This window comes from Mesocryomonas lacus (assembly GCF_055730105.2).
Genome location: NZ_JBUZWF020000006.1, coordinates 1 through 14,103, shown reverse-complemented (window position 1 = coordinate 14,103; position 14,103 = coordinate 1). Strand labels below are relative to the sequence as shown.

17 protein-coding genes and 1 pseudogene are annotated in these 14,103 nt (G+C 61.0%); 13 read left to right on the top strand and 5 right to left on the bottom strand.

Going from position 1 to position 14,103, the window contains the following annotated elements; translation table 11 throughout:
• The first annotated feature begins 128 nt into the window (after positions 1-128).
• Positions 129-857: a Crp/Fnr family transcriptional regulator gene (locus tag ACZLZQ_RS19045; RefSeq protein WP_472950706.1), complete on the top strand. Its 729-nt coding sequence runs from the start codon at positions 129-131 to the stop codon at positions 855-857.
• Between the two features lie 7 nt (positions 858-864).
• Here the strand turns inward: ACZLZQ_RS19045 and ACZLZQ_RS19040 are convergent, their stop codons facing one another.
• From ACZLZQ_RS19040 to ACZLZQ_RS19030, 3 genes are all read right to left on the bottom strand, one after another.
• A complete protein-coding gene (locus ACZLZQ_RS19040) occupies positions 865-1,095 on the bottom strand; it encodes a DUF6894 family protein (RefSeq protein WP_472950705.1) in 231 nt (76 codons plus the stop codon).
• 1,566 nt (positions 1,096-2,661) lie between these two features.
• Positions 2,662-3,045: a nuclear transport factor 2 family protein gene (locus tag ACZLZQ_RS19035; RefSeq protein ID WP_472950914.1), complete on the bottom strand. Its 384-nt coding sequence runs from the start codon at positions 3,043-3,045 to the stop codon at positions 2,662-2,664.
• Positions 3,046-3,127: 82 nt separating this feature from the next.
• The gene (locus ACZLZQ_RS19030; protein ID WP_472950704.1) at positions 3,128-3,526 is read right to left on the bottom strand and encodes a RidA family protein; all 399 of its coding nucleotides are present in this window, start codon (positions 3,524-3,526) and stop codon (positions 3,128-3,130) included.
• A 179-nt stretch (positions 3,527-3,705) separates the two neighbouring features.
• Between ACZLZQ_RS19030 and ACZLZQ_RS19025 the strand changes: the two genes are divergently transcribed.
• From ACZLZQ_RS19025 to ACZLZQ_RS19000, 6 genes and pseudogenes are all read left to right on the top strand, one after another.
• Positions 3,706-4,593, top strand: a complete 888-nt coding sequence (locus tag ACZLZQ_RS19025; protein ID WP_472950703.1) for a LysR family transcriptional regulator — start codon at positions 3,706-3,708, stop codon at positions 4,591-4,593.
• Between the two features lie 97 nt (positions 4,594-4,690).
• Positions 4,691-5,005 (top strand): annotated as a pseudogene (locus ACZLZQ_RS19020) (hypothetical protein); the annotation flags it as partial.
• Positions 5,006-5,097: 92 nt separating this feature from the next.
• Positions 5,098-5,886: an alpha/beta fold hydrolase gene (locus ACZLZQ_RS19015; RefSeq protein ID WP_472950702.1), complete on the top strand. Its 789-nt coding sequence runs from the start codon at positions 5,098-5,100 to the stop codon at positions 5,884-5,886.
• Positions 5,886-7,043 carry a PAS domain-containing sensor histidine kinase gene (locus ACZLZQ_RS19010; RefSeq protein ID WP_472950701.1) on the top strand — a complete coding sequence of 386 codons (1,158 nt, stop codon included), beginning with the start codon at positions 5,886-5,888 and terminating at the stop codon, positions 7,041-7,043. The genes ACZLZQ_RS19015 and ACZLZQ_RS19010 overlap by 1 nt, the downstream gene beginning before the upstream one ends.
• Positions 7,044-7,145: 102 nt before the next feature.
• Entirely contained in the window at positions 7,146-7,613 is a 468-nt protein-coding gene (locus ACZLZQ_RS19005) for a nuclear transport factor 2 family protein (protein ID WP_472950700.1), read from the top strand.
• 322 nt (positions 7,614-7,935) lie between these two features.
• Positions 7,936-8,463, top strand: coding sequence for a DUF4269 domain-containing protein (locus tag ACZLZQ_RS19000; protein WP_472950699.1), 528 nt, complete (start codon positions 7,936-7,938; stop codon positions 8,461-8,463).
• A 221-nt stretch (positions 8,464-8,684) separates the two neighbouring features.
• Here ACZLZQ_RS19000 and ACZLZQ_RS18995 read toward each other — a convergent pair whose 3' ends face one another.
• Positions 8,685-9,317 (bottom strand): LysE family translocator, encoded by a 633-nt coding sequence (locus ACZLZQ_RS18995; protein WP_472950698.1) that lies wholly within the window; start codon positions 9,315-9,317, stop codon positions 8,685-8,687.
• A 186-nt stretch (positions 9,318-9,503) separates the two neighbouring features.
• Positions 9,504-9,977, bottom strand: a complete 474-nt coding sequence (locus ACZLZQ_RS18990) for a MarR family winged helix-turn-helix transcriptional regulator (protein ID WP_472950697.1) — start codon at positions 9,975-9,977, stop codon at positions 9,504-9,506.
• 67 nt (positions 9,978-10,044) lie between these two features.
• Here ACZLZQ_RS18990 and ACZLZQ_RS18985 point away from each other — a divergent pair, with 67 nt between their 5' ends.
• The 6 genes from ACZLZQ_RS18985 to ACZLZQ_RS18960 all read left to right on the top strand — a co-directional run bounded on the left by ACZLZQ_RS18985 (position 10,045) and on the right by ACZLZQ_RS18960 (position 13,815).
• The gene (locus ACZLZQ_RS18985) at positions 10,045-10,452 is read left to right on the top strand and encodes a VOC family protein (RefSeq protein ID WP_472950696.1); all 408 of its coding nucleotides are present in this window, start codon (positions 10,045-10,047) and stop codon (positions 10,450-10,452) included.
• On the top strand, positions 10,449-11,141 hold the full coding sequence (locus ACZLZQ_RS18980; RefSeq protein WP_472950695.1) for a glutathione S-transferase family protein: 693 nt from the start codon (positions 10,449-10,451) through the stop codon (positions 11,139-11,141). Before ACZLZQ_RS18985 ends, ACZLZQ_RS18980 begins: the two co-directional genes overlap by 4 nt.
• Before the next feature lie 59 nt (positions 11,142-11,200).
• Positions 11,201-11,917, top strand: a complete 717-nt coding sequence (locus ACZLZQ_RS18975) for a DUF1428 domain-containing protein (RefSeq protein ID WP_472950694.1) — start codon at positions 11,201-11,203, stop codon at positions 11,915-11,917.
• A 2-nt stretch (positions 11,918-11,919) separates the two neighbouring features.
• A complete protein-coding gene (locus tag ACZLZQ_RS18970; RefSeq protein ID WP_472950693.1) occupies positions 11,920-12,714 on the top strand; it encodes a VOC family protein in 795 nt (264 codons plus the stop codon).
• Positions 12,715-12,891: 177 nt separating this feature from the next.
• Positions 12,892-13,344: an SRPBCC domain-containing protein gene (locus ACZLZQ_RS18965; protein WP_472950692.1), complete on the top strand. Its 453-nt coding sequence runs from the start codon at positions 12,892-12,894 to the stop codon at positions 13,342-13,344.
• A gap of 45 nt (positions 13,345-13,389) precedes the next feature.
• Positions 13,390-13,815 carry a DoxX family protein gene (locus ACZLZQ_RS18960; protein ID WP_472950691.1) on the top strand — a complete coding sequence of 142 codons (426 nt, stop codon included), beginning with the start codon at positions 13,390-13,392 and terminating at the stop codon, positions 13,813-13,815.
• Positions 13,816-14,103: the final 288 nt, after the last annotated feature.

Below are 14,103 nucleotides of genomic sequence, written 5' to 3'. Positions count from 1 at the left end.
GATCGTTCAGTCGCCTCCTTACGGTACGCAGTCGTGGCAGGACTATGAGAGCATTGAGCACGCTTCATCGTTGGTCGTGAGATGAATTCTCCGGCCGTTCGATTTGTCGTCGAAAGGAGTGCCGGCCCATGGCAAACCCGTTCATCCGCAAGCTCGACGGTTTCGAGAAGATCCGGGACGAGGACCGCGACTGGCTGGCGTCGTTGACGCGGAACCCCGTCGAGGTGGGTGCCAACAAGGACCTGATCCGCGAGGGCGACAATCCCGAGATCGTCCATTTGGTGCTTGAGGGCCTTGCGGTCCGCTACAAGTCGACCTTCGAGGGCAAACGGCACATTTTTGCGTACATGATCCCCGGCGACTTTTGCGATCTACATGTCGCATTGCTCCGCAGGATGGACCACAGCATCGCGACGGTCACCCCGTGCCGCGTAGTGAAGTTGCCGCCCTCGGCGATACTTGAGATGACCGAGCGGCGGCCGTCACTGGCCCGGGCCCTGTGGATGTGCTCCCTTGTCGACGAGGCGACGCTGCGCGAGTGGCTGGTCAACATCGGGCAGCGTTCCGCTTCGCAGCGCATCGCCCATCTGTTCTGCGAACTTCACGTGCGGATGAAGGCGGTTGGGCTGACGACGGACGGGGGCTTCGAACTCCCGCTGACCCAGGAGGAGATCGCGGACACGATGGGACTGTCGAACGTGCACGTGAACCGGAGCCTCCGGGAACTGCGGGCCGCAAACCTCATCACGATGAGAAACGAAAAGCTCGCTATACCCGACGTAGAGGTCTTGAAGGAATACGCGAGCTTCGATCCGACCTATCTCCATATCGAGCGGACTCGACCCGAAGGCATGTGAAGGGTTCTTAAAGCCCGTGGCGGTCGACAGAGAAGTTGACGCCGAAGACGATCGTCCCCTCGTGGTCGCATACAGCCATGCGCCACGCTTCGCCGTTCCACGACTGACGTCCGGTGCTCAGCATCTGCCCGGCGGACCGAATTGCTTCCTCCCGGACGGCATCAAGATCGGCGCACTCGATGCCGACATCGTCGATGTCCGCCTTGCCGTTCATCACGTGAAAGAAATATCGGGTCATCCGGAACCTCCTGCTGAATATCGGCGGGAGCGCGGTCGGTCTCTCTGTCACGGCTGGCCTAAAAGGTACCGATGATCAGTTCATAGACACGCTATATCAAGATAAAGATACAACATATATGAACTACGCCTCCTTTTAATTTCCGACGAAATTGGCCAATGAACGCAGGAAATGGCAAGGTATTGCCCTAAACTTTTTACCCGCTGCGATAATACCCGCTTAACTTCCTGTAGGCGCATCGCATTCTCATCGACCTTGGCGCAGACGGAGCTCGGGACCCTGGTTGAGGCCATGGCGGGCAGTCAACGATCGGATACCAGCGCATCCCCTCGACACGCGCGCCTATGGTTCGTCGATCCTCGTGGTTTACGGCGCTTTCGGAGACGCATCCCACCAGTAAGGTTCTCGCCACCTTGAACGTGTGGTTCGACTTCGTCGGAGAGGTCGTCGATGCCCATGGGGGAGATTCTGAAGTTCATGGGCGATGCGGTGTTCGCGACATCCGTTGATCAGATCGCCGGACAACATTCTGACGAGCCATGGCAACGGCCTAGGATTTTAACCGGAGAACCGAAGCTGCCAACGCGCGACGTCGTTTCTATGGTGAGCCGTCCGTCGCGCATGCCTTGTGCTGGATGTCGGCAGGGTCACGTACGGCAATGGTCGGTGCGGCGCACCGTATGGACTTCACCGTCATCGGCCCGGCGGTGAACCGCACAAGGTGCCTCTTGCACCTAGGGAAACGCCGGAAGCGATCGGTGCTCGTTTCGGATACCGTCGCGACCGAACTCGAGACACCGTTGACGGACCCTGGCTTTCACGAGCTTCGCGACGTTGTCCTTCCTCAACGGGTGTCGAACCGAGAAGCTGAATGTCCGCTACACGCACCTACGAAGCCACAAGCGGAAGGTCTGCAATCCACCCCGTCCGGTCTCGACCCACTTTTGCCTTAGCGGAGTAAGTTGGCAACGCTCAGAAGCGGACACACGCTCATGTTGCCCGATCGATTGGTGCCAGCGAAGGTCCGCATCTTCGCCGACGAGATTGCGGCGTCTATCAGGACCGGCTGGGCATCACCAGACGATCGTCTCTGGTTCTTATCCATCTCAACCGTCAGTGAACGAGATTCACTTTTGAACAAGGACGATCGGCCCATTCGACGAGCCGCTGTCCAACGCCTCGTGCGCCTGCGCGGCTTGGGCCATGCGACACGACAGGCAGTGCCCGCGTTGCTGGACTACAACTGAGAAGCCGACAGGGTCGATGGCACCGTCAGGATTGTCGGTTCCATCCTCGGCCTTACGCTGGTGTTCGGCACGCTGTTTTGGCTGCTAGACTAACGGGTAACTGCCATTGGGCCGCATCTCGAAAGTTCGTTGTCGACGTGATGCCGAGGCAGGTAGAAATCGAGCGATAGGTAAAGCGGCCGCGCTTTTCGCGGCGCCCTCAGCGCCGAACATGTATCGGTCGATTTACCGATCACGCTCTGTGAGCAGCGGCTGCATCCTGTCGAGGCTGCCTCTGATCGGTGGAAGGGTTGCAGGCGCCCCGTTCGGACAAACATGATTAGAACATGCCGTTCGGATTCTCCCCGCCTTCCGGAACGACTTGCAGGACGTCCCAGTGCTCGACGATTTTTCCCGCTTCATCCAGTCGAAAGATATCGATCCCGGCAAAGTCCTTGTCCCCAGGCCAGTGCTGAAAGCAGTGCAGGACAACATAGTCCCCCTCGGCAATGGCCCGCTTGATCTCGACGCGTTTACCGGGCCACTCACGCTCCATTCGTTCGAAATAGTCGATGAAGGCATTTTTGCCCGTCGCGACAAGCGGATTATGCTGGATATAGTCCGCACCGACATAGCGCGTGACCGCATCTGCTGGTCGGCCTTCGTTGAACATCATGTTATAGAAAGCGACGACGGCTGCCTTGTTGCGTTCCAGATCCTGCATCAACTCCACCACTTCAAATGGCCGTATGAAGGTATGCATAATGGAAGTCCCGTACGGGCCTCTCATCATGCATGATGATGCATCAAGCGGATGGCGGGATCCGCGCAATCACCTTGATCTCGAAGTCGAACCCAGCGAGCCAATTGACCCCGACGCAGGTGATGTTCGGATAGGGCGGCTCGCCCAAGTACCTGTCACGAACGGTCAGGAACGTCTCGAACTGTGCTTCCGGGTCCGTGTGGAAGGTCGTGATGTCGACCACATCGTCGAGAGTACAGCCAGCAGATTTCAGAACGGCCGTAAGGTTCTCGAAAGCTAGTGTGACTTGGGCTTCGAAATCCGGTTCGGGTGATGCGTCCTCTCGTGAGCCGACCTGTCCTGATACGAACAGCAAATCCCCCGACTGGATAGCCGCTGAGTATTTGAACTTAGTGTAAAGGTCTTGTCGCATGGCGGGGCCAATTGCTTTTCTTGGAGACATTGTGTGGATCCTCTCTGGCCTCCGCACTGAGCGCCTTAATTCAGCGTCGCAGCGAATGAAGCAGGTAACTCGTCTGCTTAATATGGCGATCGTAAATGTCCCGGGCTACCACTTATTGGGGAAATCTGGGATACACAGACGGGTGAGCATGGACCGCTAGCTGAGGCGTGACGACAGGTATGAACCTCAGCGATATCTCGGTATTCGTGGCAGTCGTGGATGCAGGGAGTTTCTCTGCTGGTGCCACCGCTTCCAGCATGACGCGCTCCGCCGCCGGCAAGGCCGTCGCACGGCTCGAAGACAGATTGGGTGTCCGTTTGCTCAACCGGACAACTCGGGCGCTCAGCCTGACCGATGAAGGCCGTTCGTTCTACGTCCATGGCCAACACATAATGGATGCGGTGGATCAGGCAGAGGCAAGCGTGGGCGGCAGCACGGGCGTGCCGCGTGGCATTCTACGCCTGACCGCCCCGCATGCCTTCGGACAGCGGATGATCATGCCCATCATTGAAAAGTTTTTGGCCCAGTGGCCTGAAACGCAGATTGAAGCCAGCTTCACCGACCGAATGGTCGATCTCTTAGACGAGGGGTTCGATCTCGCGATCCGCTTCAGCGGCGTCGTACCCGACAGTCGGCTCATGTCTCGCGTCGTGGCTCGGGACCGTTACCTCTTGGTTGCATCAATCGATTACGTTTCCCAGCACGGGAAGCCGTGTGATCTGGACGAGCTGAAAAGGCACCCATGTCTGGCCTTCAGCAGCCGGGGATATCGACAGCGCTGGCGCTTCACCGACGCGACGGGGAGTTGGTCCTCAGTTCCTATTCAAGGCCGCCTGCGACTCGACAGCGGAGAAGCGCTTCACAACGCGGTCATGCGCGGCCTTGGCATAGCGTTGATGCCTAACTTCCTGGTCTCAAGGGAGGTTCAGTCAGGTCGCTTCGTTCATATCTTGCCAGACGTAACAAGCGAAGAGATAGAGATCAGGTGCATCTATCCCGGACGCCGGCTGCTTGAGCCCCGTGTCAGAGGGTTCATCGACCTTCTCGCCAGTGACCTCAAACTTTGAGGAGCGGTGTTGTGCTTCCATTGAGCGGACGCTCTGCGTCAACAGGCTCATGAATTCGTTCAACGTGGCTTGTTACGTAGCAGGTTCGTGAGGAGTCATGCCAAGTGGCAGGCATTACTGGACCATGCCCGCTCGGGTTAGACCCGATGTAATCAATGTCCACATGGTCGTCTTACGACCGGAAAGGTGCCAGTCTCCTTTCCACCCCGTCCGGTCTCGGAGGCAGGAGAAGCGGACGCTCGGAAGCGGTCCAACCGCTCTCGACCCAATTATGCTACTAGGGGCGCCAGCCGCAGCGGCGCCGATGATCAAGCCACCAAAGAAGCTCGTCTTCGCAAGAGCCGATCTGGTGGCCGAGATTGAGTTCCGTGCTTGGACCGGAGACGGCAAGCTGCCGCATGCTTCGTTCAAGGGTTTGCGAGAGGCTGCCGACTACGACGCGATCTACGAACTGGAAGACCAGCCCCGGAATTTAGTGCTACGGAAGCTGACAAGGGAGAGTCCATGTCGGTCTTGGCCAGAAATCATGTTCAGATCAGAGGTGATGGCGAACGCGCCATCGTCTTCGCGCATGGATTCGGCTGTGACCAGAACATGTGGCGCCTGGTCAGCCCAGCATTTGAGGCGGACTTTCGCACGGTCCTCTTCGACCACGTCGGCGCGGGACAGTCGGACCTCACCGCATACGATCCTGCCAAGTACGCGATGCTTTCGGGCTACGCCGACGACCTGATCGAGATTTGCCGTGAGCTCGGGCTGGCCGGCTTGGTTTTCGTCGGCCACTCCGTCAGCGCGATGATCGGTGTCATCGCCTCTTTGAAGGCACCCGAGCTGTTCGGGAGCCTTGTACTTGTCGGCCCGTCGCCGCGATACATCAACGACGGCGACTATGTTGGCGGCTTCACTGCGGCCGAGGTCGACGAGCTTTTGGATTCACTCGACGACAATCACCTCGGATGGTCCGCCGCCATGGCTCCGGTCATCATGGGCAACCCCGGCCGTCCAGAGCTTGGAGAAGAGCTGACGAACAGCTTCTGTCGCACCAATCCGGATATAGCGAAGGCCTTCGCTCGGGTGACCTTCTCTTCAGACAACCGGGCGGACTTGCCCCTCGTCACCACACGCACGCTCATTCTCCAGTGCCGGGACGACATCATCGCATCCGAAGAAGTCGGCGAGTATGTCCATCGCCAAATCCGTAGCAGCAAGCTGGTTGTTCTGGAGGCCAACGGCCACTGCCCGAACCTCAGCAGTCCGGACGAGGTGATCCAGGCCATCCGCGAATTCGTTTGATGGTTCCGCGAGCACCCTCCGCGGACGGCGTCGAAGACCTGGAGGACCTCTACGAGAACGCTCCCTGTGGGTACCTTTCGCTCGGTCCTGACGGCCGGATCGTCAAGGTCAATCGCACGCTGACGACTTGGATGGGCAGGTCGTCCGAGGAGCTGCGCGGCAAGCGCCTGCGCGACCTCCTGAACATGCCCGGACGGATCTTCTACGAGACGCACTTCGCCCCACTGCTGCGCATGCAAGGCTTCTTTAACGAGGTGGCGCTGGACCTCATCGCTGCCAACGGTTCCAAGTTGCCCGTGCTAGCGAACGCCGCGGAACGGCGTGGCGATGACGGCGCCCTTTTGTTCACGCGGGTCACGGTCTTTCCCGCGGTCGAGCGCAGACGGTATGAACGAGGCCTCGTCGAGGCGCGTACCGCTTTGGAGGCGGCAGGTGCCGAGATGCGCTCCAAGCTAGAAGTTGAACAGGAGAACGCCGAGCTCCGCGAGCAGTTCATAGCGGTCCTCGGACATGATCTGCGCAATCCGCTCGCATCGATAAGTTCAGCGACGAACCTTCTGCGCAAGGGTCCCTCGCCAGAGCGGACTTCGCGTATCTTGGACCTTATGGAAGGCAGCGTCGTACGGATGTCGGGCCTGATCGACAACATCCTGGACTTCGCACGCGGACGTCTTGGAAGCGGCATCGTCTTGAACCGGACCTCCGATCTGCCGTTGGAGCCCGTGTTGCGACAAGTCGTCGAGGAGCTTCGGCTCAGCCATCCGGATCGGGAGATCGAGGTTTTAATCGAGCTGCACGAGGCAATCGACTGCGATCTCATCCGGATCGGGCAGCTTGCGTCGAACCTTCTTGGTAACGCGCTGACGCATGGGGATCCGGGCAAGGCCATCGAAGTGGGGGCGAAGTCACGCGATGGCACGCTGGAGTTCTGGGTCGCGAATGGCGGCGACCCGATCTCGGACGAAGCCATCTCGAAACTCTTCCAGCCCTTCTTCCGCGGAGACGTGCGACCAAACCAACAAGGCCTTGGTCTCGGCCTTCACATAGCCTCCGAGATCGCCGTCGCGCATGGAGGGCGGATATCTGTCACCTCCAGCGTCGACGAAACGCGGTTCACTTTCGTCCTGCCACCAAGCAACATCGAGGCCGCCACCTGAACGAAGCGGCATTAGGTGTTGGTGGCTTTTACTAGTCCCTGCGCCCGAAATTGATTACCGGAGGCCGCCGGTAATGAATCGTCCCAGCAAGGAGTTCACCTCATGAGCAATGTCGACGCCGAAGCCCGCAGGGCTATCCATGATTTGTTGTGCAGGTTCTTCCTGGCCTTCGACCAGCGCGACTGGGTCGGTATGGGAGATACCCTCGCCGAGACGGTGTTCGTCGACTACTCCTCCTCCGGACGTGAAGCTCCCGTCACCATGCCGGGAGCCGAGTTCGTGGGGCGCCGCAAGGGCGCAGTCGACAGCCTCTCGAAGCAGCACAGCTTTTCGAACCTTTTGCTGTCGCGAGAGGGCGACGGCATCGGCGGGCGTTGCAACTACCTCATCCTGCGGTTCGCCGAGGCTGCGTCTGGGGGCGAGGACTTCTATCACTCCTGCGGGTCGTACGAGTTCCAGTTCTCGCCTGCCGAGGGTTCGTGGAGGATCGCGTCGATCACCCAAAGGGCCCTGCGGAGCTGGGGCAACCGTGACCTTCACGGCGGCTCCCGCAAGAGCCAGACCGCGTAGTCCCGCGCACATCGGCGGTCCATTGCCTACCGATCGGAGGTGTCTGCCGCGACGGCAGGTAGCCGTCCGCCACATGCACGCCGCCGCCGCGACGAGAACACGGTTGGCCACGACGAGCGACCCCACAATGCGAACACGCGCTTGCGTTACGCAGTACGGCTGTTCACGGCCCGTCTCAGACTGTCCGAGCGCATTCGGACAGTCCGGAAAGCTGTCGTGCAGTCTGGCCTATTGTCCGGCTTAAGCGCAGTCGCGAACCGAAACGATTGCGCCGACATTCGGTTGGCATCGACGAGCTACTCGATGGTAAAGGGCCTACTTCATGGAAAGACCGCATTACCGAGAGGTTCTGGAACACACGGGGGTCTTGCAGATCCTGGCCGCGTTCGATCCGCATGTGGTCGGCACGCCGCCCCTCAGCCTTGATCTGCCGACAAGCGATATCGACATCGTCTGCTTCGCGCCCGATCCGTTGGCTTTTGCTCGCGCTGTCTCGAACGCCTTCGGCCCCTGCCCGAATTTTCGTATCTTCCAGCGGACTGGGCTTGATCGGGCAGTGGTCGCCGAGATCGTCCATTCGGAGTGGGTGATCGAGATCTTCGGTCAGGCCATTCCGGTCTCCCGGCAAGCAGGATGGCGGCATTTTCACGCGGAGCGAAGACTGCTAGCGATGGGCGGCGACGGCTTTCGCTGGGCAGTCATGGCGGCACGCTGGTCCGGCCTGAAGACCGAACCAGCCTTCGCCGCCGTGCTCGGCCTCGACGGCGATCCTTACGAGGCCCTGCTCTGTCTGGAGGCTGTCCCGGATAAAGAGCTAAACGCGATCCTGAAGGATCGGGGCTATGGCTGAGGAGGGCCCCGAAATCCTTTCCTCGAAAAAATCGGCCGCTATTCCGCCAGGGCTACGCGTCACTGATACGCTCTGCGAGCGGACCATCCGTTCAGCTTTTAGCCATTGCCCCCCATATCAATGATGATCATCGACCTGAGGACTGCTCTCGAACGTTTCAGGACGAACCCGAGGGCTCTCGCCAAGCCGGAGAGCGGTCGCCCCAGTGTCCACGAGCTCTGTTAGGTTCGTTGCAGAGCAAGGTGAGCGCCTAGACCGATAAGGATCGTTCCCCCGGCGCGCTGGACCCATCGTTGAACGCTACCCGATCGCTTCAGACGCTCGACAACGAGACCAGCGAGAAAGACGCACACCAAATCCGCGAACGAGAACATCGCGTTGATGACGATGCCGAAAATGGCGAGTTGCAGCCACACGGGGAACGTGGCGGACGCGTCCACGAACTGCGGTAGGAAGGCGAGGAAGAAGATCGCCGTCTTGGGGTTCAGGACCTCGACCGTCACGCTTTCCACGAAAGCGCGCCGTCCGGACTTGGGTTGGATGCCCGACACGTCGGTCTCGCTAGCGCTCCTTGATCGAAACAAGGAGATGCCCAGCCATACGAGGTAAGCGGCACCTGCAAGCTTGATCGCGAGGTAGAGTGTCGGGATCGCATGGAACAGCACGGAGAGCCCTGCTGCCGCCGCTACGATATGGACGTAACAGCCGAGGTGGATACCAAGAACGGCCATTAAGCCCGATCGGCGCCCACCCGCCATTGTCTGCGCAGCAGCATAAAGCATCGCTGGACCCGGGATGAAGGCGAAGACTGCCGTCGTCACCATGAACGCGAGAAGGATTTCCACAGGTGGCATGGCGGGGCATCCGTTTGGTTCATCTCGGACGCTCCGAGGTTGCTCAACATGCCACGACCAGATCGACTGCGACAGGATAAACAGCGGCTTCCGCTTGGACCCGCCCGAAAGACGTCAGGCAGGTTTCCACCCGACCAAGCTGTTCGAGTGTAAGGCAGCAAGGTCCAGGAAGCCGAACCAACTCCCTCAAGCGAGACGGTTCAGCGCCCCTCTCAACCTACCAGCTTCCCCCTCGCCCAACTCAGCCTCGATCGCTGCGTGTTCTGCGGTCCAGATCGGCGTTGCGCGGGCAAGAGCCTCCAGCCCCTTCTGTGTCAAGACGAGGCGACGGGCGCGCTTGTCCTGCGCATCGACCCGGACCTCAACAAGTCCCCCACGCTCCAGCGGCTTCAGGTTAGCAGTGAGGGTCGTGCGATCCATGGCGAGAAGATGTGCCACCGCGCCGAGCGTCGGCGGCTCCGGTCGATTCAACGACATGAGCAGCGAGAATTGCCCACTCTTCAGGCCAGCCGGGCGCAGGGCCTCGTCGAAGCGTCGCGACAGGCGCCGGGCAGCACGTTGGGTATGAAGGCATAGGCAATGATCGCGGACGTGGATCGTCGTCGCATAGGGAACCGTGGAGGCTTCCGGGAGCGCCGGGCCGCAGACTTTATTTGACACCACCCCATATATGTTGATATCAACTCTTAGGACAAGTGTTCGAAGTCGGCTGGAAGGGAGACCCGCCATGCTTTCGCACAAGAGCTCGTCCGCAATCCTCGCCGTGTCCGACATGGACCGAGCCCGTGCCTTCTACGGCGGGACGCTCGGCCTTTCCGCGGCGGGCGACGACGGCGACGTCGCGGTCTATCGGACGGGTGAGACGCATCTCGTCATCTATCGCTCCGACGAGGCGGGCACGAACCAAGCTAATGCCGTCGTGTTCGACGCGGCCGGCGAGATCGAGTCCATCGTTGCCGATCTTGCGGGCAAGGGCATCGCCTTCGAGCACTACGATATGGCCGGCACCTATCGCGTTGGCATCCACCATGCCGGCGGCATGAAGATGGCCTGGTTTAAGGACCCCGACGGCAACATCCTTCACATCAACGACATGCCCGCCCCGGACGCCGATGTTGCGGAGGCTGTACAGTGAAGCGCGAGGACTTTCTCCGCGGCCCCGTCTCCGTCACCGCCTACGATTGGGTGCCTGAGATGGCGCAGGGCTATGTGCGCGATCTTCGGCTGCGCTGGGCGCTGGAGGAGGCAGATTTTCCCTACGATGCTGACCTCCTGCCACATGCCGAGCGTGCCAGTTCCACAAACCTTGCGCGGCAGCCCTTCGGGCAGGTGCCCGCAATGCAGGTGGGCGCCCTCACGATGTTCGAGTCCGGCGCCTGCGCCTGGCGGATCGCGGAAGCCAGCAAAGCTCTGCTTCCCGAGGACACGGCCGACCGGCAGGCCTGCCTTTCTTGGTTCTTCGCGGCACTGGACTCGCTTGGCCAGCCGATCGACCTGTGCAGCTATCTTCGCTTCTTCGCCGAGGATCGCGAGGCGGCTGATCGGATCGAGCCACAGGCGCGTGACTTTCTTCGCCTGAGACTGTCGCGCTTCGCCGATGCGCTGGGCGATTGTCCCTTCCTTGTCGGCGAGCGTTTCACGATTGCCGACCTGATGACATCCGTCGTCCTACGCAACATCGAGACGACCGGTGACCTCGACAGCTTCCCGACGCTTGCAGCCTACGTCCGACGCCACACTGCCCGCCCCGCGTTCCAGCGAGCGCTCGAGGCGCAGATGCAGCCGTTCCGCGAGAACGCGGCCAAGTACAAGGGCGCTGGCTGAGTGTGGCCGACTTAGCCGTCGGTACGAACTGTCCCCAACCGAACCGAAAGGAAACACCGATGTCTTACGTCCTGGGTTGCGTGCTCCCGGTGGAAGGAGCCAAGCGCGAGCGCTTCGTGGAACAGGCCGCAAGAGCGGCGCCTTTCTTTCGCGAGTTCGGCGGCACGAGCGTCGTCGACGCGGTGGGAGACGACGTGCCGAAGGGGACGCTGACGGATTTCCATCGCTCCGTCGCGGCGAGAGAAGACGAGCTTATCGGCTTTGGCTGGGTCCTCTGGCCGGACAAGGCGACCAAGGATGCGGCTGAGCCCGCCATGATGAACGATCCGCGCATGGACATGTCCGACATGGCCTTCGACGGGCAACGCATGATTTTCGGCGGGTTCGAGCCAGTGGTCGATGAGGGACCCGGAGGTGTCTTCGGCTATGTCGACGGCTTCGTCCTCGCCGTGCCGACGGCGCGTCGAGAGGAGTTCACACTCCATTGCCGTGAGGCCGCGCCAGTGTTTCTGCGCAACGGGGCGACGCGACATGTCGAATGTTGGGGCGTCGATGTACCGCGGGGCAAGGTCACCGATTTCTACCGCGCAGTGAAAGCAGAGGCTGACGAGACGGTCTGCTTCTCCTGGATCGAATGGCCGGACAAGGCAACCCGCGACGCTGGACAGAAGGCCGTTTTCGCCGAGATGGAGAGCGCGATGGCAGACAATCCAATGCCCTTCGACGGCAAGCGGATGATCTATGGCGGCTTTGCCGTCGTCAGCCGGGAGGATTGAAGATGGCCAACGCGCAGGGAACTCCGATCTGGTACGAACTGATCACGGAAGATGCCGACAGCGCCGAGAGGTTCTACGGTCAAGTCCTCGGCTGGCGCTTCTCACGCCCTGCCGGCGGCCTGGAGCGCGACTATCGCATCGCGAAAGCCGATGGCACGGGCGTCGCCGGGGTGATGAAATGCCCATCGGGCATGGCCATGCCGACCCGCTGGTTCGTCTACTTCGGCGTCGACGACGTCGACCGCACGGTGGAGGAAGCAAGCGTGGCCGGGGCTAACATTCACGTTCCCCCGGCTGACATTCCCGGCGTCGGACGGTTCGCCTTCCTCACCGATCCGCAAGGGCAGATGATCTACATCATGCGCGGAGCGAGCACCGAGGACTCCCGGGCCTTCGTCTGCGGAGCAACCGTGCCGCAGGGCCACGGGGTGTGGAACGAGCTCTCGACGCCGGATCCGGAGGCCGCGCTCGCATTCTACGGCCGAATCCTTGGCCTACGGGCCGAGGGTGGCATGCCGATGGGCGGTCTCGGTGAATATCGCTTCCTACAAGCAGGAAGCAATGGGATCGGCGCGGTTATGGGGGAAGTGCCGAACGGGCAATTGGGCTGGCAAATCTACTTCTCCGTCGACGACATCGACGCGGCGAAGGCCCGGCTGGAGATGGCTGGCGGCAAGCCAGTGCAGGGTCCGGACGCGATCCCCGGCGGCGCCTTCGCTCTCGTCGCCGAGGACGACCGCAGCATCCGCTTCGGCCTCGTCGGTCGGCGCCAAACGGAAGGCTCCGCCGCGGCCTGATCTGCCGCCCGGGGACAAACGCTGACGCCAGAATGCGCGTGGCCTCGCTTTGCACTTCCAGGCCGTGCTGCGAGGCGCCTTCGTACTCGCCAAGGCCCAAGGTGACACTGAGATGGCTCGCGAGAGCGTGCGCCATCTGAAACGCTACGTGACATTGCTGTGCAAGGAAGACGCGTGATGACCGACCAAGGATACGGAATCAGCATCGAGCGCCGGATTGAAGCGCCGATCGAACAGGTATGGCGGGTGATGATCGAACGGTTCGAGGACTGGTTCTGTCCCAAGCCATGGCGCGCCGAAGCGCGCGAGCTGGACTGGCGGCCAGGTGGACACAGCCTCGTGGTGATGCACGGGCCCAACGGCGAGGAGATGCCAAACGAGGGGACGGTGCTCGCGTTCGAACCGAACAAGCGCTTCGTCTTCACCGACGCCTTCACCGGTGACTGGCAACCCGCCGGGCCATTCATGGTCGCCATCTTCGAAATCGAGCCCGATGGTGCCGGAACGCTTTACCGAGCGACCGCGCGACATTGGACCAGCGAGGCCATGGAGCGGCATCGCGAGATGGGTTTCGATTCCGGGTGGGGCGCCGCCGCGGACCAGCTCAAAGCACTCGCCGAGGGAAAGTAACGGACGAAGGATGGCGTTGGCGTTGTCCCACCCTGGAGGAAGACCATGGCATCAATGGTGGAAAAAGTGCGATCCGCACCTTCGCGACGGCTTGCAGCAAGCACCTTGGTTGGGCGCATACTGAGCGGCTTTGCAATCCTATTCCTGGCGATGGACGCGGGCGGCAAGCTGCTCGCACCAGACTTGATGATTGCCAACTCCCCGGCGCTGGGACTGCCGCCAGAGCCAGGGTTCTATCGTCTACTTGGCGCAATCCTCGCCGGGTGCACCGCTCTTTATACTTGGCCGCGGACAGCGGTGATCGGCGCAGTTCTGCTGACCGCCTATCTCGGCGGGGCAATTGCCACTCATCTTCGAGTTGCCAGTCCCATGCTAAGCCACACCCTGTTCGGGGTGTATGTCGGCCTCATCCTGTGGTCCGGGCTATGGTTGCGCGACGTGCGCGTGCGCCGATTGCTGACTCCAGCTTGATGCCACATCCGGAACGTCTGCTTCCCCGCGCATGCCTTCCGAAAGCGGATGGAGAACTATCCACCCCGTCCGGTCTCGAGCGGCTATTGAAGCAGCCGTCCGGAAGCAGTCGGACGGCTCTCGACCCAACGCCGCCGTTCTTCGTCCTTGATGAGGTATCTCGAAAGCAGACTTAGGCTGACCTATCGTCCCGCCGACAAAGGAAACAGGCCATCCCGCGCCGACGAGCTGACGTATGGCCGGAAAAGGTGGGAGACCTGGTTGAGTCCCCAGTCCAGGTGCCCAGCG